This window comes from Streptomyces sp. NPDC058674 (genome assembly GCF_042716505.1).
Taxonomy (GTDB): domain Bacteria; phylum Actinomycetota; class Actinomycetes; order Streptomycetales; family Streptomycetaceae; genus Streptomyces.
The window spans coordinates 59,223-80,664 of the sequence record NZ_JBHXSC010000010.1 but is presented as its reverse complement, the minus strand read 5'-3'; the positions used below and the strand labels follow the sequence as shown (position 1 = coordinate 80,664).

Annotated in this window: 22 protein-coding genes; 9 read left to right on the top strand and 13 right to left on the bottom strand. The window is 74.4% G+C overall.

Annotated elements, in window-relative coordinates:
* Window positions 1–22: 22 nt before the first annotated feature.
* The 4 genes from ACFWU6_RS08255 to ACFWU6_RS08240 form a co-directional block, all read right to left on the bottom strand.
* On the bottom strand, window positions 23–373 hold the full coding sequence (locus ACFWU6_RS08255) for a chorismate mutase (protein ID WP_383800452.1): 351 nt from the start codon (window positions 371–373) through the stop codon (window positions 23–25).
* Window positions 374–498: 125 nt separating this feature from the next.
* On the bottom strand, window positions 499–1,674 hold the full coding sequence (locus ACFWU6_RS08250) for a sensor histidine kinase (protein ID WP_383800449.1): 1,176 nt from the start codon (window positions 1,672–1,674) through the stop codon (window positions 499–501).
* Window positions 1,675–1,959: 285 nt separating this feature from the next.
* The gene (locus tag ACFWU6_RS08245; RefSeq protein ID WP_383979373.1) at window positions 1,960–2,619 is read right to left on the bottom strand and encodes a response regulator; all 660 of its coding nucleotides are present in this window, start codon (window positions 2,617–2,619) and stop codon (window positions 1,960–1,962) included.
* 220 nt (window positions 2,620–2,839) lie between these two features.
* Window positions 2,840–3,592, bottom strand: a complete 753-nt coding sequence (locus ACFWU6_RS08240; protein ID WP_383800622.1) for a serine protease — start codon at window positions 3,590–3,592, stop codon at window positions 2,840–2,842.
* A gap of 173 nt (window positions 3,593–3,765) precedes the next feature.
* Here ACFWU6_RS08240 and ACFWU6_RS08235 point away from each other — a divergent pair, with 173 nt between their 5' ends.
* Both ACFWU6_RS08235 and ACFWU6_RS08230 read left to right on the top strand, forming a co-directional pair.
* On the top strand, window positions 3,766–4,656 hold the full coding sequence (locus tag ACFWU6_RS08235) for a hypothetical protein (RefSeq protein WP_383979370.1): 891 nt from the start codon (window positions 3,766–3,768) through the stop codon (window positions 4,654–4,656).
* 185 nt (window positions 4,657–4,841) lie between these two features.
* Window positions 4,842–5,534 (top strand): HAD family acid phosphatase, encoded by a 693-nt coding sequence (locus ACFWU6_RS08230; RefSeq protein WP_383979367.1) that lies wholly within the window; start codon window positions 4,842–4,844, stop codon window positions 5,532–5,534.
* A gap of 398 nt (window positions 5,535–5,932) precedes the next feature.
* Here the strand turns inward: ACFWU6_RS08230 and ACFWU6_RS08225 are convergent, their stop codons facing one another.
* The 4 genes from ACFWU6_RS08225 to ACFWU6_RS08210 form a co-directional block, all read right to left on the bottom strand.
* The gene (locus tag ACFWU6_RS08225) at window positions 5,933–6,634 is read right to left on the bottom strand and encodes a DUF4360 domain-containing protein (RefSeq protein WP_383979364.1); all 702 of its coding nucleotides are present in this window, start codon (window positions 6,632–6,634) and stop codon (window positions 5,933–5,935) included.
* A 28-nt stretch (window positions 6,635–6,662) separates the two neighbouring features.
* Window positions 6,663–7,313 carry a DUF4360 domain-containing protein gene (locus tag ACFWU6_RS08220; protein WP_383800435.1) on the bottom strand — a complete coding sequence of 217 codons (651 nt, stop codon included), beginning with the start codon at window positions 7,311–7,313 and terminating at the stop codon, window positions 6,663–6,665.
* 553 nt (window positions 7,314–7,866) lie between these two features.
* On the bottom strand, window positions 7,867–8,775 hold the full coding sequence (locus ACFWU6_RS08215; RefSeq protein ID WP_383979361.1) for an SDR family oxidoreductase: 909 nt from the start codon (window positions 8,773–8,775) through the stop codon (window positions 7,867–7,869).
* A gap of 1 nt (window position 8,776) precedes the next feature.
* The gene (locus ACFWU6_RS08210) at window positions 8,777–9,541 is read right to left on the bottom strand and encodes an SDR family oxidoreductase (RefSeq protein ID WP_383979358.1); all 765 of its coding nucleotides are present in this window, start codon (window positions 9,539–9,541) and stop codon (window positions 8,777–8,779) included.
* A 56-nt stretch (window positions 9,542–9,597) separates the two neighbouring features.
* Here ACFWU6_RS08210 and ACFWU6_RS08205 point away from each other — a divergent pair, with 56 nt between their 5' ends.
* The 5 genes from ACFWU6_RS08205 to ACFWU6_RS08185 are packed head-to-tail and all read left to right on the top strand — an operon-like array spanning window position 9,598 to window position 14,042.
* The gene (locus ACFWU6_RS08205; protein WP_383800426.1) at window positions 9,598–10,347 is read left to right on the top strand and encodes an enoyl-CoA hydratase family protein; all 750 of its coding nucleotides are present in this window, start codon (window positions 9,598–9,600) and stop codon (window positions 10,345–10,347) included.
* A complete protein-coding gene (locus tag ACFWU6_RS08200) occupies window positions 10,344–11,195 on the top strand; it encodes a CoA transferase subunit A (RefSeq protein ID WP_383800423.1) in 852 nt (283 codons plus the stop codon). The genes ACFWU6_RS08205 and ACFWU6_RS08200 overlap by 4 nt, the downstream gene beginning before the upstream one ends.
* Entirely contained in the window at window positions 11,192–11,932 is a 741-nt protein-coding gene (locus ACFWU6_RS08195) for a CoA-transferase subunit beta (RefSeq protein WP_383979355.1), read from the top strand. Before ACFWU6_RS08200 ends, ACFWU6_RS08195 begins: the two co-directional genes overlap by 4 nt.
* A gap of 4 nt (window positions 11,933–11,936) precedes the next feature.
* Complete coding sequence (locus ACFWU6_RS08190; protein WP_383979352.1) at window positions 11,937–13,085, top strand: NAD(P)H-dependent flavin oxidoreductase; 1,149 nt, start codon at window positions 11,937–11,939, stop codon at window positions 13,083–13,085.
* Between the two features lie 30 nt (window positions 13,086–13,115).
* Window positions 13,116–14,042, top strand: coding sequence for a tyrosine-protein phosphatase (locus ACFWU6_RS08185; RefSeq protein WP_383979349.1), 927 nt, complete (start codon window positions 13,116–13,118; stop codon window positions 14,040–14,042).
* Between the two features lie 87 nt (window positions 14,043–14,129).
* Here the strand turns inward: ACFWU6_RS08185 and ACFWU6_RS08180 are convergent, their stop codons facing one another.
* The 5 genes from ACFWU6_RS08180 to ACFWU6_RS08160 all read right to left on the bottom strand — a co-directional run bounded on the left by ACFWU6_RS08180 (window position 14,130) and on the right by ACFWU6_RS08160 (window position 19,134).
* Window positions 14,130–15,827 (bottom strand): DEAD/DEAH box helicase, encoded by a 1,698-nt coding sequence (locus ACFWU6_RS08180; RefSeq protein WP_383979346.1) that lies wholly within the window; start codon window positions 15,825–15,827, stop codon window positions 14,130–14,132.
* A 103-nt stretch (window positions 15,828–15,930) separates the two neighbouring features.
* On the bottom strand, window positions 15,931–16,137 hold the full coding sequence (locus ACFWU6_RS08175) for a cold-shock protein (RefSeq protein WP_030707191.1): 207 nt from the start codon (window positions 16,135–16,137) through the stop codon (window positions 15,931–15,933).
* A gap of 360 nt (window positions 16,138–16,497) precedes the next feature.
* Window positions 16,498–17,655, bottom strand: coding sequence for an acetyl-CoA C-acetyltransferase (locus ACFWU6_RS08170; RefSeq protein WP_383810819.1), 1,158 nt, complete (start codon window positions 17,653–17,655; stop codon window positions 16,498–16,500).
* Window positions 17,656–17,678: 23 nt separating this feature from the next.
* Window positions 17,679–18,308, bottom strand: a complete 630-nt coding sequence (locus tag ACFWU6_RS08165) for a TetR/AcrR family transcriptional regulator (protein ID WP_383810816.1) — start codon at window positions 18,306–18,308, stop codon at window positions 17,679–17,681.
* A gap of 43 nt (window positions 18,309–18,351) precedes the next feature.
* Window positions 18,352–19,134, bottom strand: coding sequence for an SDR family oxidoreductase (locus tag ACFWU6_RS08160; RefSeq protein WP_383979343.1), 783 nt, complete (start codon window positions 19,132–19,134; stop codon window positions 18,352–18,354).
* Window positions 19,135–19,288: 154 nt separating this feature from the next.
* On the opposite strand from ACFWU6_RS08160, the gene ACFWU6_RS08155 reads away from it, so the two are divergent.
* Window positions 19,289–20,434 carry an acyl-CoA dehydrogenase family protein gene (locus ACFWU6_RS08155; protein WP_383810811.1) on the top strand — a complete coding sequence of 382 codons (1,146 nt, stop codon included), beginning with the start codon at window positions 19,289–19,291 and terminating at the stop codon, window positions 20,432–20,434.
* Complete coding sequence (locus ACFWU6_RS08150; protein ID WP_383810808.1) at window positions 20,434–21,432, top strand: acyl-CoA dehydrogenase family protein; 999 nt, start codon at window positions 20,434–20,436, stop codon at window positions 21,430–21,432. Before ACFWU6_RS08155 ends, ACFWU6_RS08150 begins: the two co-directional genes overlap by 1 nt.
* Window positions 21,433–21,442: the final 10 nt, after the last annotated feature.

Below are 21,442 nucleotides of genomic sequence, written 5' to 3'. Positions count from 1 at the left end.
GCGGCCGGACCCCAGCCTGCGGTTATTCGGCCGCGGCGATGGTCTCGTGGTGGCGGATGACCTCGGCGATGATGAAGTTGAGGAGTTTCTCGGCGAAGGCGGGGTCGAGTTTGGCGTTCTCCGCGAGCTGGCGCAGCCGGGCGATCTGGCTGGCCTCGCGGGTGGGGTCGGCCGGCGGGAGCTGGTGCTTGGCCTTGAGGTGGCCGACCTGCTGGGTGCACTTGAAGCGTTCGGCGAGCATGTGGACCACGGCCGCGTCGATGTTGTCGATGCTGTCGCGCAGGCGGGTCAGCTCGGCGGTGATGTCGTCGCCGGTTCCGCCGGCTCCGCTGGTGCCCGTGCGGGTGCCGTTGTCGATGTCGCTGTTGTTCATGGTCCCCGAGAATACGTGTCGGCGGCGGGTCCCTCCGTAGCCGGCCGGTCGGTGAGACGGGGTGGGCGGGGCCGGGGGCCGAGGCGGGGCGGGCCTGGGCCCGGGGCCCGGGGCCGGCCGGGGGCTTACCGCTGGGGCGGGGTCTCCAGCGGCAGGGTGGCGGTGACGAGCCAGCCCCCCTCGGGGGCGGGACCCGCGGTGAGGGAGCCTCCGAGGGCTTCGGCGCGTTCGGCCATCCCGGCGAGGCCGTAGCCGCCGCCGCGGGCGTCGTCGGAGAGCCGGGCGGGGCGGCCGCCGTCGTCGGCGATGCGGACCTCCAGGCCGGCCGGGACGGTCCGCAGGCCGATCCGGACGGCGGTGGCGGTCGCGGCGTGCTTCCCGATGTTGGTGAGGGCTTCGAGGACGATGCGGTGGGCGGTGGCGGCGACGTCCCCGGGGAGCCGGTCCGCCAGGCCGTCCTCGATGTGGAGGGCCACCGGCGGGCCGGTGACGGCGAAGCGTTCGGCGAGCCCGCGGATGTCCGCGAGGCCGGCCACCGGGCTGGTGCCGGCGCCCGGTGCGGCGGGGCCGTCGGTCTCCCGGAGGATCTTGACGAGGCGGCGCATGGAGCCGAGGGCCTCGTCGCCCGCGGTCTCGATCCGGCCGAAGATCTCGGCGGCGCGCTCGGCCGAGACGTGGGTGAAGCGGGCGGCCCGCGACTCGACGACGATGCCGGTGACGTGGTGGGCGACGAGGTCGTGGAGTTCGCGGGCGAGCTCCAGGCGTTCCGCGGTGCGTACGGCGCGCAGCTCGCGCACCCGCTGGACGGACTGCAGCCGCAGCAGGAGCGAGTACGCGGTGACGACGACGGCGAGCACGGAGAACAGCAGGGTGAACCGGCCGGGGTCGGCGTCCCGTACGGGCACCGCCATGCAGCCGAGGGCGAGCAGCGGGCCGAGGACGGCGGCGGTCCGGGCCGGGGCGCGGAGCAGGATCTGGGAGAGCAGGACGAGGAGGGCGATGGCCTCGCCGGCGCCCCAGACGACGAGGGGGTGGTCGCCGAAGATCAGCAGGAGGGTGACGGCCCAGGTGGCGGCCGCTGCGAACCCCGCGCGGGCGGCGAGGGGGACGGCGGGCCAGGGCACGGCGCTGAGGCAGACGAGGATGCCGGACACCCACACGGCGGTGTGCGGGAGGCCGGGCTGGCGGGCCAGGGCCACGCCCTCGAAGGTGACGAGGGCGAGCAGGACCAGGGGGAGGGCGAGGCGGACCCAGTCGGCGGCGTGCGGGTGCCGGCGGGCCCAGCCGGCGAGCGGGCTCACGGCGGGTCCCCGCCGGGGCGCACGGGCGCCGCGGCCCGGACTCCGCCCCCGGACCGGCCGCCGAACCCGGGCGTCACACCGGACCGGCCCCCGGACCCCGCCGTCACACCGGGCCGGCCGCCGCGCCCCGGCATCACCGCGGACCGTCCGAGACAGGTCCCCGCGTCACACCGGGCCCACCGACGGGCGCCGGCGTGGCACCGCACCGGCCCACGGACCCCGCCGTCACACCGGACCGGCCCCCGGACCCCGGCGTCGCACCGGGCCGGCCGGCGGGGCCCCTCGTCACGCCGGGCCGGCGGCCAGGCCGCTTTCCCAGGCCCAGGCGGCGATCTCGACGCGGTTGCGGGCGTCCAGTTTGGCCTGGACGTTCGCCAGGTGGGTCTTGACCGTGGAGAGGGAGACGAACAGCGTGCCCGCGATCTCGGCGTTGGTCTGGCCGCGCGCGAGGCACAGCACGACCTCGCGTTCCCGGTCGGTCAGCGGCTCGGCCGGGGTGCGGGCGGGAGGCGCGGGCGGAGTGCGGGGGGCCATCTCGCGCAGCAGCCGCACCGTGATGGCGGGCGAGACGAGCGCGTCACCGACGGCTGCCGCCCGTACGGCTTCAACCAGCATGGCCGGGCTCGCGTCCTTGAGGAGGAAGCCGGACGCTCCGCCGTGGAGCGCCGCGTGGACGTACTCGTCGAGGTCGAAGGTGGTGACGATGACGATGCGCGGACGACGGTCCCGGCCGGAGAGGCGCCGGGTGACTTCCAGCCCGTCGAGCTTCGGCATGCGGATGTCGAGGAGGAGTACGTCCGGACGGTGCTCGGCCACGGCCGCGAGGGCCGCTTCGCCGTCCACGACGTCGGCGACGACCTCGATGTCGGGCTGGCTTTCGAGGATCATCCGGAAGCCGGTCCTGACCATCTCCTGGTCGTCCGCGATGACCACTCTGATCGCCATGCGCCACCTGCCCCACTGTCACCCGCCGCTGCCGACTCCCTCCCATGGGACCGGTGCGTGCGGCGGCCCGCAACCGCACGGCGGGCTGTGGGCAGGCTCTCGCGGGCCGGGGGCGGCGGCGTCCCGGCCCCGCGGTGCTCCGGCCGAGCCCACGGACGGCGGGGGGACGGCGCGTCGTCCTTCCGGCCGGATCGATCCCGGCCGGAAGGACGGTCCGGGACTACAAGCCGGCCGCCGCGCTCTTGATCGCTGCGGCGAAGGTCGAGACCTCGGTGTAGACGCCGGGGTAGCCGGGGCGGGCACAGCCCTGACCCCAGCTGACGATGCCGACCTGGATCCAGGCGTTGGCGTTGTCGCGGCGGAACATCGGGCCGCCGGAGTCGCCCTGGCAGGTGTCGACGCCGCCCTGGTTGTAGCCGGCGCAGATCTCCTCGGAGGGCACGAGCTCGTTGCCGTACGCGCTCTTGCAGCTGGCGTCGGAGACGAAGGGCACGGTGGCTTTCATCAGGTACCGCTGCTGGGCGCCGCCCTCGCGGGTGGCCCCCCATCCGGCGACGGTGAAGGTGCCGCTGTCGTAGGCCTTGGTCTCGGCGATCTTGAGGGTGGGCAGGTTGATGGGTTGGGCGAGCTTGATCAGGGCCCAGTCCTTGCCCGTGCCGTTGTAGCCGGGGGCCTGGAGGACCTTGGTGGACTTGACCTTGATGGCGCCGGCGCTGTTGAGGTCGACGACTCCGGCGGTGGCGGTGATGGAGGTGTTGTTGCCGGAGCCGTTCACACAGTGGGCGGCGGTGAGGACTATCTGCTGGGTGTAGAGGGCTCCCCCGCATCCCATGGACAGGCGCACCATGAACGGGAATTCGCCTTGGGCGGCGCGGGTCCCGCCGACGACGGGGGCCGGAGAGGCGCCGGCGTTGGCGGGTTGGAGGCTGACGGCGGCGAGGGCGACCGCACCGACGGCGAGGGTGCGCTTCATGAAGCGGACAAGAGTGCTCACGCTCAACACACTGCCTTTCGTGGGGGGTTGGGCCGTGCGTGTCATCGGGTGAATGACGGGTCCATGACACATCACGGGGATGGCCGACATCAAGAACGCATTTTTGGCCAACTGCCGCCCCCGGCGGCAGGGATTGCGGCGAGGGGGACCCGATGACACAGAAGGGCAGGCCCACCGGGCCGGTCGAGCACGGATTTCCACACCTGGAGACCGTCCGCGCCTCGGTCACCGCGCTCTTCCGCCGGCTCTCCCCCGACGGCATCCGCGCCTACGACACCCCCCTCGCCCCCGCCGACGCGGCCTTCGGCCCCGGCGACGACCTGCACCTCGGCGCCCAGCGGGTGGCCTCGGCGGTGGTCCGGGCGCTGCGCCTGCCCGACGCCCGCATGGTGGTCGCCTTCCGGCCGATGCAGGAGGCGGCGACCGTGGAACTGGCCGCGGGGCCCGAGTACTTCGTCGAGGTCAACGACCGCTTCCGCACCCACCGGGAGGACCTGGGCGCAGCGCTCTCCCACGAGGTCGCCCACGTCCTGCTGCACCGTCTGGGCCTGCGGTTCCCCGCCACCGCCGACGACGAGATCCTCACCGACACCGCCGCCGTCTACCTCGGGGCGGGCTGGCTGCTGCTCGACGCCTACCGGGAGGACCGGCTCACCCACCAGAAGTTCGGCTACCTCACCCCGGAGGAGTTCGGCTACGTCCTCGCCCAGCGCGGCCGGCTCCTCGGCGAGGACCCCTCGGCGTGGTTCACCAGCCCGCGGGCGTACGAGGCGTACGTGCGCGGCCGCGCACTGGCGGACCGGGACCACCGCCGGGCCCCCCTCGCGGCCGCGGGCCCCGCCGCCCGCCTGCGCTACGCCCGGGACCGGCGCGCCGGGGCGCCCTCCGGGCGCGGGGCGCAGTACCGCTTCGAGGGGCGGGGCGCCGGGATGCGAGTGACCTTCCCCTGCCCGGTCTGCCACCAGCGGCTCCGGCTTCCGGTGGCCGGGCCGCTCCGGGCGCGGTGCGGGCTGTGCCGCACGGTGCTGGAGTGCGCCACGTGAGGCCCGGCGGCGCCGTCGGGGGCGTCCGCTCCCTTGACATCCGCCGGTGTGGGGCGCGCCCCACCGGATGATCACCCGGGAGAAAGCACCCGTCCACGAGAAGTTACTTACCGGACAGTAGACATGGACGGAAGCATCCCGGAGCCTGGTCGCGTACATGCCAAGACGACCGAGGAGCGCCCCCCATGCGCAGCATCCGCCGTACCCGCACGTCCCGTTCCGTCGCCGCCGCGGCGGCTGCGGCCGCCGCCGTCCTGACGCTGGTTCCGGCCACCGCGGAAGCGGCCCCGGCTCCCACCGCCGCTCCCGCCGCCGCTCCCGCCGCCGTCACGGCGGCCGTCACCGCCTCCGCCCCCGGCGGGAACGCGGCGATCCTCGGCATCGACTACGGCACCTGGCAGCGGGACGTCGCCGCGGTCATCGACGCGGCGCGGCCCGCCATCGAGCAGCGGATCGCCGCCTCGCCCGCCGGCGAGAAGCCCGCGATCGTCCTCGACATCGACAACTCCTCACTGGAGACGGACTTCCACTGGTTCTGGACCTTCCCGACCCCCGCTATCACCAAGGTCCGCGACCTGACCCGGTACGCGGACGAGCGCGGGGTCGCGATCTTCTTCGTCACCGCCCGCCCGGGGATCATCCAGTCCCTGACCGAGCGCAACCTCAAGGCCGTCGGCTACCCGGTCTCGGGCCTCTACGTCCGCGACCTGCCCGACCTGTTCGAGGAGGTCAGTGCCTACAAGACGGGCAAGCGCGCCGAGATCGAGGCGCGCGGCCACACCATCATCGCCAACATCGGCAACAAGGACAGCGACCTCGTCGGCGGCCACGCCGAACGCACCGTCAAGCTGCCGGACTACGGCGGCAAGCTCTCCTGACCGGCGGCCCGCAGGCGGCGCGGTCGCAGACGGCGCGGTCGCAGGCGGCTCGGTCCGTACGCGGCGGGGTCGGCCTCCGGACCTCCCGCCCCGGGCGGTGTGCCCGCGGCCGGGGGCCGGAACACGCCCCTCCGGGGCCTGCGGGCGCCCGGGCCGCGGCCGTCGCCCGCCTCGGTCCGGGCCCGTGGGAACAGATGGGCCGACCGCGGTTCAGCGGGGGTGCGGAGCGGGTACACATACCCCATCGCACCACCGCAGGACCCGGACCCGACCCCTCGCCAGGGGGCCGGGCCCGTCCTGTTTCCGGGCATGCCCGCGCCCGGCGGCAGAGGGGGTGCGGGGCCCGTCGCACGGCGGCCCCGCACCCCCTCGCCCCGCGTCGCGGCGGTCGCGTCCGGCTACGGACGCGGAGCGGGACAGACCTGCCAGGCGAGGTGGTAGAGGGTGCTGACGCTGGCATCGGTGGAGTCCATCGCCATGAAGCTGGTGGCGGTGGGGCTGGAGGTGCCGGCGTTGACGCGCAGTTCGGTGTTGATGTTGAAGTTGCGCTTCTCGCCGCAGGGGGCCCAGACGAGGTCGGCGTACTCGGTCCGGTCGGTGGTCTGCCAGTTGTCGTTCAGCGGGCCGTTGAAGTGGTGGGTGCGCTGGGATGTCTGCGGCATGCCCTGGAAGTAGTAGCTGGCCTTCTCCTGGCCGAAGGCCCCGGGCTGGAGGTAGGCGAAGCCGCGGTAGTCGGCCTGGACGATCGCGTAGGTGAAGCCGTTCGGCACGTGGACGCGCAGGTTGAGCTGGCAGTTCTTGCGGAAGCCGGTGGGCGGCGCGCCGGGGCCGACCTGGGCCGTGTACTCGCTGTAGGTGACGGTGAAGGCAGTGTTGTCGGGGGCCACGGCGACCTCGGCGGTGCCCTCGCGGCATCCGGAGCCGTTCACGGTGGCGAGTTCGATCACGATCTTGTCCGGCGGGGCGGTGATCGGGCCGCGGACGGGGCCCGCCGCCGCCCGCGCGGGGGTGGCGGTGGCGCTGGCGGTGAGGGCGGTGGCGGCCGTCAGGGCTACGGCCGCGCATCCGGTGAGCAGGGTGCGGGACAGGGAACGCGACATCGTTGTCACTCCTTCTGCGTGCGCGCGGTCAGGCGGCCGGACAGTGCTTCCACTCGAAGTGGTAGACCGTGCTGACGCTCCCGTCCGTCGAGTCCATGCTCATGAAGCTGAGGGTCTGGGGGCTCGACGAGCCGGGGTAGACCCGCAGTTCGGTGTTGACGTTCAGGTTGCGGACCTCTCCGCAGGGGGCCCAGACCAGGTCGGTGTATCCGGTCTGGTCGCTCGCCTGCCAGTTGTCCGTGTACGGACCGCCGAACTGGTGGGTCGTCCGGGCGGTCTGCGAGGCGCCCTGGAAGTAGTAGCCGGCCCGCTGCTGGCCGAGTGCCCCGCGCTGGAGGCTGGCGAAGCCGCGGTAGTCGGCGCGGGCGATGGCGTACGTGAACCCCTGCGGCACGTGGACCTGGAGGGCGAGCTGGCAGTTCTTGCGGAAGTCGGTGCCGCCGGAGCCCGCGCCGGTCTGGGCGAGGTAGTCGCTGTAGGTGACGGTGAAGGCGGTGTTGTCGGGGGCCGCGGCCACCTCGGTGGTCCCCTGGGGACAGCCGGAGCCGTTGGCTCCGACCACCTCCACGGTGACCCTGCCGGGCGGTGCGGAGGGGGCGTCCGCCTGGGCGGGTGCGGGGGCGGCCACGGCCGCCAGGGTGAGGGCCGCGGCCCCGAGGGCCAGTCTGCGGATGAACATGTCCTGGTACTCCGTCCGTTGGAACCGGATGCGGTATGGGCATGGACATGCCATCACGGGCGGGGGGCGCCGACAGGGTCGCGTACCGGACAACGGCTCCGCCCCGGCCCCCGACGCCCGCCCCTGGCCGGAACCCGCGAGTCCGCCTCCGCCGGCGACGGCCGCCCAGCTGCGCGCCTCCCCCACCACGGCCCCGGCGGCGCCTCCCCCGTCCCTCCCAGGATGTCCAGAACCCCGCCGCCCGCCGGGGCCCGCTCCCACTGGACGGGCTCGCCGGGCCCCGAGCCGCCCGGTGCGGGTCCGCCGCAAACCGGCCGAGCCCCGGCCGCCGGGCCCGCCCCGGCGGGATGCGGGCCGCCTCCGGACCGGCCGGGGCGCCGCGAGGGGCCGCCGGATGCGGGCCGTCTGCCGCACGGCCGAGGCCGGGCCGGCCGGGACCGCCCGGGGGAGGCTCCCCGGGCCCGAGCGGCCGGGCCGACGGGCCGGCCGGAGGCGGGGCGGTCGTGGGCCGGGGCCGCCCGGAGGCGGGGCGGCCCAGGGCCGGCCCGGGCGGCTACCGGGCGCCGTATGCGGGGCGTGGCGGCTGCGCGGTCGCCAGGAGCTTCGCCGCCGCCTCCCCCGCCTCCGACGGGCTCAGCCGCGCCCCCCGGTCGGCGCTCGGGCCCGGGCGCCAGCCCTCCATGACCGTGATGCGGCCGCCCTCCGCCTCGAAGACCCGGCCCGTCACCCCCGCCGAGGCGTCCGAGCCCAGCCACACCACCAGCGGGGACACGTTCTCCGGCGCCATCGCGTCGAAGCCGCCCTCCTCCGGTGCCGCCATGGCCTCGGCGAAGGTCCGCTCCGTCATCCGGGTCCGGGCCGCCGGGGCGATGGCGTTGACCTGGACGCCGTACCGGCCCAACTCCGCTGCCGACACCAGCGTCAGCCCCAGGATGCCCGCCTTCGCCGCACTGTAGTTGCCCTGTCCCACCGACCCCGACAGCCCTGCGCCCGAGGAGGTGTTGACGACCCGGGCCGCCGTCCGCCGGCCCGCCCCGGCCTCCGCCCGCCACCACGCGGCGGCGTGCTTCAACGGCAGGAAGTGCCCCTTGAGGTGGACCCGCACCACCGCGTCCCAGTCGTCCTCGTCCAGGTTGACCAGCATCCGGTCGCGCAGGAAGCCGGCGTTGTTGACCAGCGTGTCCAGCCGGCCGAAGCCGGAGACGGCACAGTCGATCAACGAGGCGGCCCCCTCGGCCGTCGCCACGTCCCCGCCGTGCGCCACCGCCTCCCCGCCCAGCGCCTCGATCTCCGCCACGACCCGGGCCGCCGGGCTGTCCGGCCCCGGGTGCCCGTCCAGCCCCACCCCCAGGTCGTTCACGACGACCTTCGCCCCCTCCGCCGCGAAGGCCAGCGCGTGGGACCGTCCCAGCCCCCGCCCCGCACCCGTCACGATGACCACCCGTCCATCGGCAAGTCCCATGTCACGCCTCCTTGTTGACCGTTGCCGCATCCAGAAACGCCGGGCGCTCCCCGCCCCCGTGCACCAGCAGGCTCGCCCCGCTCACGTACCCGGCCCGCCCCGAGGCCAGGAACACCGCCGCCTCCCCCACGTCCGAGGGCTCCGCCAGCCGCCCCAGCGGTACGGTCGCCCCCACCGCCGCGACCCCCGCCGCGTCCCCGTAGTGCAGGTGCGACAGCTCGGTCCGCACCATGCCCAGGACGAGCGAGTTGACCCGTACCTCGGGGGCCCACTCCACGGCCATGGACCGGGCCAGGTTCTCCAGCCCCGCCTTCGCCGCCCCGTAGGCGGCCGTGCCCGGCGAGGGCCGGGTGCCGCTGACGCTGCCGATCATCACCACCGAGCCCCGGCCCTCCCGCAGCCACGGGTACGCGGCGAGCGACGCCGTCATCGGCGCCACCAGGTTCAGCTCCACGACCCGCGCGTGGCGCTCGGCCGCACCTTCGCCCAGCAGCCGGTACGGCGTCCCGCCCGCGTTGTTGACCAGGCAGTCGAGCCGCCCGTACCGCTGCGCGACCGCCGCGAAGAAGGCCCGTACGGCGGCCGGATCGCGCAGGTCGACCGCGGTGAACACGGCCGCGCGGCCGCCTGCGGCCACCGGCCGCTCCGGCGGCCGGCGTGCGCAGACGACGACCTCCGCGCCGGCCGCCAGGAACGATTCGGCGATCCCGGCGCCGACGCCCCGGGTTCCCCCGGTGACGACCACGACCCTCCCGTCGAGCTCCATCGGCTGCTACCTTCCTCACCTAACAAATGTTTGGTGGAAAGGTAGCTGATCCGCTCATGGGTGTCTCCACCGCAAGCCCGGACAAGGGCATCTCGCTCGTCACCGTCGACTTCCCGCCCGTCAACGCACTGCCCGTGCAGGGCTGGTACGACCTCGCGGACGCCCTGCGCGCGGCCGGCCGCGACCCCGGGGTCCGCTGTGTGGTGCTCGCCGCCGAGGGCCGCGGCTTCAACGCCGGCGTGGACATCAAGGAGATGCAGCGCGACCGCGGCCACACCTCCCTCATCGGCGCGAACCGGGGCTGTTACGAGGCCTTCGCCGCCGTGTACGAGTGCGAGGTGCCGGTGGTCGCGGCGGTGCACGGCTTCTGCCTGGGCGGCGGCATCGGCCTCGTGGGCAACGCCGACGCGATCGTCGCCTCCGACGACGCCGTCTTCGGCCTGCCGGAGCTCGACCGGGGCGCGCTCGGCGCCGCCACCCACCTGGCCCGCCTGGTCCCCCAGCACCTGATGCGCACCCTCTACTACACCTCGCGCACCGCGACCGCCGCCGAGCTGCACGCCCATGGCTCGGTCTGGCGGGTGGTGCCGCGCGAGGGGCTGCGGGCCGCCGCCCTGGAACTGGCCGCCGAGATCGCGAGGAAGGACGGCTGCCTGATCCGGCTGGCCAAGGCCGCCATCAACGGCATCGACCCGGTCGACGTGCGCCGCAGCTACCGCTTCGAGCAGGGCTTCACCTTCGAGGCCAACCTCAGCGGGGTGGCCGACCGGGTCCGCGACACCTTCGGGAAGGAAGGAGACTCGTGACCGACAAGACCATGACCCCCGAAGAGGTGGTCGGCCGGCTGCGCAGCGGGATGACGCTCGGCATCGGCGGCTGGGGCTCGCGGCGCAAGCCCATGGCCCTCGTGCGAGCGCTGCTCCGTTCCGAGATCACCGATCTCACCGTGGTCGCGTACGGCGGGCCCGACGTGGGCCTGCTGGCCGCCGCGGGCCGCATCCGCCGGCTCGTCGCCCCCTTCGCCACCCTCGACTCGATCCCGCTGGAGCCGCACTTCCGGGCGGCCCGCGAGCGCGCCGCCTTCGCCCTCACCGAGCTGGACGAGGCCATGTTCATGTGGGGCCTGCACGCCGCCGCGAACCGGCTGCCCTTCCTCCCCGTCCGGGCCGGCCTCGGCTCCGACGTGATGCGGGTCAACCCCGGGCTGCGGACCGTCACCTCCCCCTACGAGGACGGCGAGGAGCTGGTCGCCGTCCCCGCCCTGCGCCTGGACGCCGCCCTGGTCCACCTCAACCGCGCCGACCGCCTCGGCAACGGCCAGTACCTGGGCCCGGACCCGTACTTCGACGACCTCTTCTGCGAGGCCGCCGACACCGCCTACGTCTCCTGCGAGCAGCTCGTCGAGACCGCCGAGCTCGCCAAGGCGGGCCCCGTGCAGTCCCTCCTGGTCAGCCGGCACTCGGTCACCGGGGTCGTCGAGGCCCCGAACGGCGCCCACTTCACCTCCTGCGTCCCCGACCACGACCGCGACGAGGCCTTCCAGAGGCTGTACGCGACCACCCCCTGGCCGGAGTTCAGCGCCCGCTTCCTCTCCGGCGGGAGCGAGCACGCCTACCAGTCGGCCGTCCGGACCTGGCACGAGGAGCAGCAGTGACCGCCCCGACCACCACCCGCGCCGAGTACTGCGTGATCGCCTGCGCCGAGGCCTGGCGCGGCGACGGCGAGGTGCTCGCCAGCCCGATGGGCCTGATCCCCTCCTTCGGCGCGCGCCTGGCCAAGCGGACGTTCTCCCCGGACCTGCTGCTGACCGACGGCGAGGCGATGCTCGTCGGGCTGGACGGCACGGCCGAGGGGTGGCTGCCGTACCGCCGCCACCTGACGATGGTCACCGGCGGCAGGCGGCACGTGATGATGGGCGCCAGCCAGATCGACCGCTTCGGCAACCAGAACATCTCCTGCATCGGCGACTGGGAGCGGCCGGCCCGCCAGCTCCTCGGCGTGCGCGGTGCGCCCGTCAACACCTTGAACAATCCGGTGAGTTACTGGGTCCCGAGGCATTCCCCCCGGGTGTTCGTCGCGCACGTGGACATGGTCAGCGGGGTGGGCCACGACCGCGCCGCGGCGGCCGGCCCCTCGGCCACCCGCTACCACCGCCTGCCCCGGGTGGTCAGCGATCTCGGCGTCTTCGACTTCTCCGGCCCCGGTCACGCCATGCGCCTGGTGTCCGTGCACCCGGGGGTCACGGTGGAACAGGTCCGGGCGGCCACCGGTTTCGAGCTGGCCGCCGCCGAGGAGGTCCCGTACACCAGGGAGCCGACCGCCGAGGAGCTGCGGCTCGTCCGCGAGGTCATCGACCCCGGGGGGCTGCGCGACCGGGAAGTGCGGGGCTGATCCGGTGGAGACGGCGTTCACCGAGCTGGTCGGTGTCCGGTACCCGATCGTGCAGACGGGCATGGGCTGGGTGGCCGGACCGCGCCTGGTGTCGGGCGCGGCCGACGCGGGGGCACTGGGCATCCTGGCCTCGGCGACGATGACCCTCGACCAGTTGCGGTCGGCGGTCCGCGAGGTCAAGTCCCGTACCCGGGAGGGGACCCCCTTCGGGGTCAACCTGCGCGCGGACGCGGGGGACGCACCCGAGCGCGTCCGGCTGATCATCGACGAGGGGGTCCGGGTCGCCTCCTTCGCCCTCGCGCCCTCCCGGGAGCTGATCGCGCGGCTCAAGGACGCGGGGGTGGTCGTGATCCCCTCGGTCGGAGCCCGCCGGCACGCCGAGAAGGTGGCGGCCTGGGGCGCCGACGCGGTGATCGTGCAGGGCGGCGAGGGCGGCGGGCACACCGGCGAGGTGGCCACGACCGTACTGCTCCCCCAGGTCGTGGACGCCGTGGACATCCCGGTCGTCGCGGCGGGCGGCTTCGCGGACGGCCGCGGGCTGGTCGCGGCGCTGGCGTACGGAGCCGCGGGCATCGCCATGGGCACCCGCTTCCTGCTGACCGCCGACTCCACCGTCCCGGACGCCGTCAAGGCCGAGTACCTCAAGGCCTCGGTCAGGGATGTCACCGTCACCACGGCCGTCGACGGCCTGCCCCACCGCATGCTCCGCACCGGGCTGGTGGAGTCCCTGGAGCGGGCGGGCCGCACCGGGGCGCTGCTCCGGGCGGTCCGGCACGCGGCGGGCTTCCGGAAGGTCTCCGGGCTGTCATGGTCCGCGATGGTGCGGGACGGGCTGGCGATGAGACACGGCAAGGAGCTGTCCTGGAGCCAGGTCCTGCTCGCCGCGAACACCCCCATGCTCCTGAAGGCGTCCATGGTCGAGGGCCGGACGGACCTCGGCGTCATGGCGTCGGGCCAGGTCGCGGGGGTGATCGACGACCTCCCCAGCTGCGCGGAGCTCGTGGAGCGCGTCATGGCCGAGGCACACGCCGTGCTGGAGCGACTGCACGGCGCCCACCCCCCGCCGGCACCCGCCCCGACCGCGCCCACGACCGCGCCCGCGCCAACACCCGCGGCCCCGCACCCGCACGGCACCCTGCCACCACCAGGGTGATCCCCTTCTCCGTCACAGGAGTCGCACCAGATGAGCCGTGCCCGAATCCGCCTGGCGACCGCGGTGCTCGCCTTCGCCCTGCCCTTCGCCACCACCGCCGCCCCCGCTCACGCGGCGGCGCCCCCCGCAGCCGGGATCGGCTCCGCCCCGCACCACGGGGCGGAGCCGATCCGCCAGATCCCCCTCCAGGGAGCCGTCAACGTCCGCGACGTCGGCGGCTACCGCACGTACACCGGCGGCCGGGTCCGCCAGGGGTTGGTCTACCGGTCCGACGCCCTGGGCAGGCTGACCGCCGCGGACCTCACCGCCGTCTCCGGCCTGGGCCTCAGGAAGGTCGTCGACTTCCGCCTCCCCATGGAGGTCCAGTACGACGGCGCCGACCGGCTGCCGGCCGGGCTCACGGCCACCGCGCGCCCGGTCAGCGACCTCGGCCTCTACGCCACCCTCGTCGGCGCGATCGGCAGCGGCGACCCGGTCAAGCAGGAGCAGATGCTCGGCGGCGGCCGCGCCGAGTCCTACATGCGCGACATCTACCGCACCTTCGTGACCAGCCCCGAGAACCGGGCGCAGTTCGCGGCCACCCTGCGGGAGATCGCCGACGGCAGGCAGGGGCCGCTGCTCTACCACTGCACCTCCGGCAAGGACCGGACGGGGTGGACGAGTTACGTCCTGCTGCGCGCGCTGGCCGTCCCCGAGGCGGCCGCCGAGGGCGACTACCTGGCGTCCAACACCTTCCGCGCCGCCTACGACGCCCAGCTGCGGGCGGTCCTCAAGCAGTCCGGCCGTATGCAGAACCCGGACCTGCTGATCCCGCTCCAGGAGGTCCGCAGGGACTATCTGGACGCGGCGACGGCGCAGCTGGAGGCCGACTACGGCAGCTTCTACGGCTATCTGACGCAGGGCCTGGGCCTGGACCTGCGGACGGTGGCGAAGCTCCAGGCCACGATGGTCCGCTGACCGGCGCCGGTCGCCCCGGAACGGCAGGACGCCGGGCAGCGCGCGTGCGCTGCCCGGCGTCCGGGGTTCGTACGGGTGCCGCGGGGGTCAGGCGGACCGGCGCCGGGCCTGGCCCGGGCCACCCACCCGGCTGCGGGCCGAAGCCGCCGCCGCACCGCCGGAAGCGCCGGTGCCGGTACGCCGGCCGCGCTCGCCGGAGCCGCCGGTGCCCGCGCCCTGAGCGCCCTGGCCGCGCCGGGCCTGGCCCGCCCCGGCGGCCGGAGCCTGGCCGGTGGCGCCGCCGGAACGGCGTGCGCGTCCGCCGGCGGCCGGCGCCGCGCCCGAGGCGGCGCCCGCTCCGGTGCGCGGAGCGCCCGAGCGGCGGCGAGCGCCACCGCCGGCGCCGTTGCCCGCGGCCGGCTTGGACGCGGAGCGCTGCCGCGGCGGGGTGGGCTGCGGGACGTCCAGCACCACGGGGACGCCCGAGGGCTCCTTGGCGCCGGTCAGCCGGGCCAGCTCCTCGTCGGAGGACCTGATCTGCGCGGTGCGCGGGGAGATCCCGGCGTCCGACATCAGCCGGGTCATGTCCCGCTTCTGGTCGGGCAGGACCAGGGTGACCACGCTGCCGGACTCGCCCGCGCGGGCGGTGCGGCCGCCGCGGTGCAGGTAGTCCTTGTGGTCGCTCGGCGGGTCCACGTTCACGACGAGGTCGAGGTCGTCGATGTGGATGCCGCGCGCGGCGACGTTCGTGGCCACCAGCGCGGTGACCTCGCCCGTCTTGAACCAGTCCAGGGTGCGGTTGCGCTGCGGCTGCGAGCGCCCGCCGTGCAGGCCGGAGGCGCGGACGCCGTCGGCCAGGAGCTTCTTGACCATGCGGTCGACACCCCGCTTGGTGTCCACGAACATGATCACCCGGCCGTCGCGAGCGGCTATGCGCGTCGCCACGGCCTTCTTGTCGGTCTCGTCCAGGACGTACAGGACGTGGTGCTCCATGGTGGTGACGGCGCCGGCCGAGGGGTCCACGGAGTGGCCGACCGGGTCGGTGAGGAACATCTTGACGAGCTTGTCGATGTTCTTGTCCAGCGTCGCCGAGAACAGCATCCGCTGGCCGTCGGCCCGGACCTGCTTCAGCAGCGCGGTGACCTGCGGCATGAAGCCCATGTCGGTCATCTGGTCGGCTTCGTCGAGGACGGTGATGGCGACCTGCGAGAGGTCGGCGTCACCGCGGTCGATGAGGTCCTTCAGACGGCCGGGGGTGGCGACGAGCACCTCGGAGCCGCGGCGCAGGGCGCCCGACTGCCGGTTGATCGACATGCCGCCGACGACGGTGGCGATGCGCAGGTTGACGGCCGTGGCGTACGGGGTCAGCGCGTCGGTCACCTGCTGCGCGAGCTCACGGGTGGGTACGAGGACCAGCGCGAGCGGGGACTTGGGCTCCGCTCGGCGGCCCGCGGTACGGGCCAGCAGCGCCAGGCCGAAGGCCAGCGTCTTGCCGGAGCCGGTGCGGCCGCGGCCGAGCAGGTCACGGCCGACCAGCGAGTTCGGCAGCGTGGCGGCCTGGATCGGGAACGGCGAGGTGACGCCCTGGGCGGCGAGGGTCTTCAGCAGCGCCTCGGGCATGTCCATGTCCTCGAACGCCTCGACCGGCGGGAGCGCCGGGGTCAGCGGTTCGGGCATGGTGAATTCCTGGGGCCTGGCCACGGGGGCGGACTTCTGCCGTCCCGCGCCAGTCTTCGGACGTCCCTGGGCCGCACCTCGGCCCCGGGTGGGGCGGCGGCTGGGTCGTGCGGAGCTGGAGCTGGTCATGCGGAAAACGCCCTCCTGAAACCGGCAGGTAAAACAAACAGTCGAAACAGCAGACAAGCCGGGGTCCGCACCTTGCGGTGCGGACCCCGGCATGCTGATGACGTCAGTTGGCGGGGAGGATGTTCTCCGCCTGGGGGCCCTTCTGGCCCTGGGTGACGTCGAAGGACACGCGCTGGCCCTCCTGGAGCTCACGGAAGCCCTGGGTGGCGATGTTCGAGTAGTGGGCGAAGACGTCCGGGCCGCCACCGTCCTGCTCGATGAAGCCGAAGCCCTTTTCCGAGTTGAACCACTTCACGGTGCCAAGTGCCATTTTGAATCTCCTGAATAGGCGGCAAGGGCCCCATCCGGAGACTCCGGTAAAAACAAATGAAGCGCCTGTCGGAGCAATCCCGTCAGGCGCACATAAAGTTCATGGGTACCACAACTGCAACGAGCTCTAAGCTAGCACACCTCCACCGGTGCGTGCGCCCGCGAGGGTGTGACCTGCGCCCTTCGTCCGGGCGCTGCGCCCCCGCCCGCCCGGTACCGCAAGGGTTCCGGGCGGTTCCGCTCCCGCGGACCCGGCCGAAAAATTCACTCCCCGGGGGGTGCGGCGGGGGCACGCGGACCCTCGGCCGGGCCGTCGCCGGAGCCCGCCGAGGCGGTCGCGGCGGTCGCGGGTCGCGGGTCGCTACAGCCGCTCGATGATCGTCACGTTGGCCTGGCCGCCGCCCTCGCACATCGTCTGGAGCCCGAAGCGGCCGCCCGTGCGCTCCAGCTCGTGCAGGAGGGTGGTCATCAGCTTGACGCCGGTGGCGCCCAGCGGGTGGCCCAGGGCGATCGCGCCGCCGTTGACGTTGACCCGCTCCGGGTCGGCGCCCGTCTCCTTCAGCCAGGCCAGCACCACCGGGGCGAAGGCCTCGTTGATCTCCACCAGGTCGATGTCGGCGAGCGACATGCCGGTCTTCTTCAGGGCGTACGCGGTCGCCGGGATCGGGGCCGACAGCATCCGGATCGGGTCCTCGCCCCGTACGGACAGGTGGTGGATGCGGGCTCGCGGCCGCAGCCCGTGCTCCCGTACGGCCCGCTCGGAGGCGATCAGCATCGCCGCGGCGCCGTCCGAGACCTGGGAGGAGACCGCCGCGGTGATGGTGCCGCCCTCGACCACCGGCCTCAGGGCGGCCATCTTCTCCAGGCTGGTGTCCCGGCGCGGGCCCTCGTCCGCCGCCACGCCCCGGTACGCCACCGTCTCGCGGTCGAACCGGCCCTCGTCGATCGCCCGCAGCGCCCGCCGGTGCGAGCGGAGCGCGTACTCCTCCATGTCCCGGCGCGAGATGCCCCACTTGTCGGCGATCAGCTGCGCGCCGTGGAACTGGTTGACCGGGGCGTCGCCGTACCGCGCCCGCCAGCCCGCCGATCCGGCGTACGGGCCCTCCGTGAGGCCCAGCGGCTGCGCCGCCTGCCGCGAGGCGAAGGCGATCGGGACCATCGACATGTTCTGGGTGCCGCCCGCGACGACCAGGTCCTGGGTGCCCGAGAGCACGCCCTGCGCCGCGAAGTGCACGGCCTGCTGCGAGGAGCCGCACTGGCGGTCCACGGTGACCCCCGGCACCTCCTCCGGCAGGCCCGCCGCCAGCCACGCCGTCCGCGCGATGTCGCCCGCCTGCGGCCCGACGGTGTCGAGGCAGCCGAACACCACGTCCTCCACGGCGGCCGGGTCCACGCCCGACCGCTCGACCAGCGCCTTCAGCACGTGCGCGCCCAGATCGGCCGGGTGGACCGCCGAAAGGCCGCCCGCGCGCCGCCCCACCGGGGTACGCACCGCGTCGACTATGTAGGCCTCGGGCATCGGAACTCCTCTGATCGGTTGCGTCACCGCGTACGCAGGGCGATCCCGTCCAGCACCATCGACAGGTACTGCCGGGCGATCTCCTCGGGGCTGTGCTGTCCGCCGGGCCGGTACCAGGACGCGGCCACCCACACCGTGTCGCGCACGAAGCGGTAGGTGAGGCGTACGTCGAGGTCGGCCCGGAAGACCTCGGCCGCGACCCCCCGCTCCAGCGTCCCCAGCCAGGCCTTCTCGAACTTCTGCTGGGAGTCGGAGAGGTACCGGAAGCGGGGCTGTGCGGAGAGGGTGCGCGCCTCCTTCTGGTAGATGGCGACGGCGGCGCGGTGCCGGTCGATCTCCCGGAAGGACTCGGTGACGAGGGCCTCGATGGTCTCCCTGGGGCCGAGTCCGGCGGCGAGGACGCCGTCGTACCCCTGCCACAGCTCGTTCAGGAAGGCGGAGAGGATCTCGTCGAGCATCGACTCCTTGGAATCGAAGTGGTAGTAGAGGCTGCCGGCAAGCATTCCGGCGGCGTCGGCGATCTTGCGGACGGTGGTGGCGTTGTAGCCCTGGGCCGCGAAGACCTCGGCGGCGGTGTCGAGCAGTTCGCGGCGGCGCTCGGGCACCACGGTCACCTGCGGCTTCTTCTTGGCTGTCGGCTTGTTCGTTGGCACGGCCCCATTCTGCGGCCGTATCCCCTGGGCGCGGGCCGCGTCCCTAGGCGTGCTGGCTGCTGACCGACACGGTCTCCCCCGTCATGTACGAGGAGTAGCCGCTGGCCAGGAAGACGATGACGTTGGCGACCTCCCAGGGTTCGGCGTGGCGGCCGAAGGCCTCGCGGGCGGTCAGTTCGGCGAGCAGCTCCCCGCTGGTGACCTTCGCCAGGTGGGGGTGCAGGGCCAGGCTCGGGGCGACCGCGTTGACCCGTACGCCGAACTCGGCCGCCTCCAGCGCCGCGCACCGGGTCAGCGCCATCACCCCGGCCTTCGCGGCGGCGTAGTGGGCCTGGCCCTTCTGCGCGCGCCAGCCCAGGACGGAGGCGTTGTTGACGATGACTCCGCCCCGGCCGGACTCCCGCAGGGAGCGCAGGGCGGCGCGGGTGCAGCGGAAGGTGCCGCCCAGGGTGACGTCGAGGACGCGGGACCACTGGTCGTCCGTCATGTCGACGAGGGCGGCGGTGCCGCCGAGGCCGGCGTTGTTGACGACGACGTCGAGGCCGCCGTGGACCTGCCCGGCGAGCGCGAACAGGGCCCGCACCTGCTCCTCGTCGGTGACGTCGCAGGTCAGGGAGGCGACGCGGTCCGCGCCGAACTCGGCGACGAGGGCCTCCTCGGCCTCCTTCAGGCGGCGGGCGTGGGCGTCGCCGATGACGATGCGGGCGCCCTCCTCCAGGAAGCGCCGGGCCGTCGCGCCGCCGATGCCGGCTCCGGCGGCGGCGGTGATCACAGCCGTGCGGCCCTTCAACAGGCCGTGGCCGGCGGTGTAGGCGGGCGCGTTCATGCCCGTACCTCCTCGGGAGGGCCGGGGGCCGGCTCGCCGGACCCGGGTGCGGACGCCTCGACGGTGCTCATGGCCGTACGTTAATCTACCAAACACTTGTTAGGGAAGGATGTGCGGCGGCTCCACCCGCCGCGGCCGAGGAGGCGAACACCTGATGGACCTGACCCAGACGGCTGCGGCGGAGGCCTTCCGGGCCGAGGCCCGCTCCTGGCTCGCCGCCCACGTTCCCGCGGTCCCCCTGCCTTCGCTGGAGACGGAGGAGGGCTTCGCCGCCCACCGCGAGTGGGAGGCGCGCCTGCACGCCGACCGCTGGTCGGTCGTGTCCTGGCCCGAGGAGTACGGGGGCCGGGGCGTGGACATCGTGCGGTGGCTGGTCTTCGAGGAGGAGTACTGGGCGGCGGGCGCGCCCGGCCGGGTCTCGCAGAACGGCATCAACCTGCTGGCCCCGACCCTCTTCGACCACGCGAGTGCGGAGCAGCGCGCCCGGGTGCTGCCGGCCATGGCGAGCGGCGCGGAGATCTGGGCGCAGGCCTGGTCGGAGCCGGAGTCCGGCTCCGACCTGGCCTCCCTGAGGTCGCGGGCGGTCCGCACGGAGGGCGGCTGGCTGCTGTCCGGGCAGAAGACCTGGTCCTCGCGGGCCGCCTTCGCCGACCGGGCCTTCGGCATCTTCCGCACCGACCCGCAGGCGGCGAGGCCGCACCAGGGGCTGACGTACCTGATGTTCGACCTGCGGGCGCCGGGGGTGACGGTGCGGCCCATCGGGCGCCTGGACGGCAAGCCCGCCTTCGCGGAGCTCTTCCTGGACCGGGTCTTCGTACCGGACGGGGACGTCATCGGGGAGCCGGGGCAGGGGTGGCGGATCGCCATGTCGGCCACCGGCAACGAGCGGGGGCTGACGCTGCGGTCGCCGGGCCGGTTCCTGGCGGCCGCGGACCGGCTCGCCGGGCTGTGGGAGGAGGCGGGGGACCCCGGCGACACCGCGCTGCGGGACCGGGTGGCGGACGCCGTGATCGGGGCCCGCGCGTACGAGCTGTTCACCTGGGCCAACGCCTCCCGCTTCGCGCGCGGCGAGACGATCGGCGCCGAGTCCAGCCTGAACAAGGTGTTCTGGTCGCAGTACGACATCGCCCTGCACGAGACGGCCCTGGACCTGCTGGGGCCGGACGCGGAGCTCGCCGGGGGCGAGTGGGCCGAGCCGTGGATCTTCTCGCTGGCCGGGCCGATCTACGCGGGGACCAACGAGATCCAGCGCGACATCATCGCCGAGCGGCTGCTCGGCCTCCCGAAGGGCCGCCGCTGATGCGCTTCCTGCCGACCGACGAGCAGTCGGACTTCGCCCGGACCCTGCGCTCGCTGCTGGCCGCCGCCGACGTCCCGGCGGCGGTACGGGCCTGGGCGGCCGGCGGGCACGGGCCGGGGCGGGCGCTCTGGTCGGCCCTTGCGGACACGGGGTTCTTCGCCCTGGCCGTGCCGCAGGCGTACGACGGCCTGGGCCCGCTCCCGGCGGAGCTGGCGCTGGGCTTCGTGGAGCTGGGCCGGGCGGGGGTGCCCGGACCGGTGGTGGAGACCGCGGCCGCCGCCGTCCTGCTGGCGGAGCTGGGCGACGGGGCCCTGGCCGCACGGTTCCTGCCGGGGCTGGCCGCGGGCGGGGCCTCGGCGACGCTGACCCTGCCGGACGGGGGTCCGTACGCCCTGGACGCGGACGCGGCGACGTACTGCTTCACCGTGTCCGGCGCGGGCGAGCTGCGGCTGGCCGGGGAGGGCGGCGGCCCGCTCCTGGTCTCGACGGACCCCGTGCGACGGCTGTCCGTCCCGGCGCCCGGGGGTGAACTGCTCGCCGCCGGGCCCCGGGTGGCGCGGGCGGCGGGGGCGGCCGGGCGCTGGGCGCGGCTGCTGACGGCGGCCCAGTGCCTGGGCGTGGGGGAGGCACTGCTGGCCCGGACGGTGGAGTACGCCGGGCAGCGCACCCAGTTCGGGACGCCGATCGGCGGGTTCCAGGCGGTCAAGCACCGGCTGGCGGACTCCCTGCTCGACCTGGAGTTCGCCCGTCCCCTGGTGTGGGCGGCAGCGCTGTCGCTCGACCCGGGCGAGGTGGCGGCGGCGAAGGTCGCGGCCGGGGAGTCGGCCTACCGGGTGGCGCTGACGGCGCTCCAGGTGCACGGCGCGGTCGGCTACACCGAGGAGTTGGACCTGTCCCTGTGGCTGCGCAAGGCCCGCCCCCTGCGGGACGCCTGGGGCACGCCGTCGGCGTGCCGGGCGGCGGTCCTCGCCACGCCGGGCCGCCTCGGCGGCCGGTGAGTTCCTCGCC

Coding starts and splice junctions, on each gene's coding strand:
- ACFWU6_RS08255 (WP_383800452.1), bottom strand. CDS start 373: ATGAACAACAGCGACATCGACAACGGCACCCGCACGGGCACCAGCGGA.
- ACFWU6_RS08245 (WP_383979373.1), bottom strand. CDS start 2,619: ATGGCGATCAGAGTGGTCATCGCGGACGACCAGGAGATGGTCAGGACC.
- ACFWU6_RS08240 (WP_383800622.1), bottom strand. CDS start 3,592: ATGAAGCGCACCCTCGCCGTCGGTGCGGTCGCCCTCGCCGCCGTCAGC.
- ACFWU6_RS08235 (WP_383979370.1), top strand. CDS start 3,766: ATGACACAGAAGGGCAGGCCCACCGGGCCGGTCGAGCACGGATTTCCA.
- ACFWU6_RS08230 (WP_383979367.1), top strand. CDS start 4,842: ATGCGCAGCATCCGCCGTACCCGCACGTCCCGTTCCGTCGCCGCCGCG.
- ACFWU6_RS08225 (WP_383979364.1), bottom strand. CDS start 6,634: ATGTCGCGTTCCCTGTCCCGCACCCTGCTCACCGGATGCGCGGCCGTA.
- ACFWU6_RS08220 (WP_383800435.1), bottom strand. CDS start 7,313: ATGTTCATCCGCAGACTGGCCCTCGGGGCCGCGGCCCTCACCCTGGCG.
- ACFWU6_RS08215 (WP_383979361.1), bottom strand. CDS start 8,775: ATGGGACTTGCCGATGGACGGGTGGTCATCGTGACGGGTGCGGGGCGG.
- ACFWU6_RS08210 (WP_383979358.1), bottom strand. CDS start 9,541: ATGGAGCTCGACGGGAGGGTCGTGGTCGTCACCGGGGGAACCCGGGGC.
- ACFWU6_RS08205 (WP_383800426.1), top strand. CDS start 9,598: ATGGGTGTCTCCACCGCAAGCCCGGACAAGGGCATCTCGCTCGTCACC.
- ACFWU6_RS08185 (WP_383979349.1), top strand. CDS start 13,116: ATGAGCCGTGCCCGAATCCGCCTGGCGACCGCGGTGCTCGCCTTCGCC.
- ACFWU6_RS08180 (WP_383979346.1), bottom strand. CDS start 15,827: ATGACCAGCTCCAGCTCCGCACGACCCAGCCGCCGCCCCACCCGGGGC.
- ACFWU6_RS08175 (WP_030707191.1), bottom strand. CDS start 16,137: ATGGCACTTGGCACCGTGAAGTGGTTCAACTCGGAAAAGGGCTTCGGC.
- ACFWU6_RS08170 (WP_383810819.1), bottom strand. CDS start 17,655: ATGCCCGAGGCCTACATAGTCGACGCGGTGCGTACCCCGGTGGGGCGG.
- ACFWU6_RS08160 (WP_383979343.1), bottom strand. CDS start 19,134: ATGAACGCGCCCGCCTACACCGCCGGCCACGGCCTGTTGAAGGGCCGC.
- ACFWU6_RS08155 (WP_383810811.1), top strand. CDS start 19,289: ATGGACCTGACCCAGACGGCTGCGGCGGAGGCCTTCCGGGCCGAGGCC.
- ACFWU6_RS08150 (WP_383810808.1), top strand. CDS start 20,434: ATGCGCTTCCTGCCGACCGACGAGCAGTCGGACTTCGCCCGGACCCTG.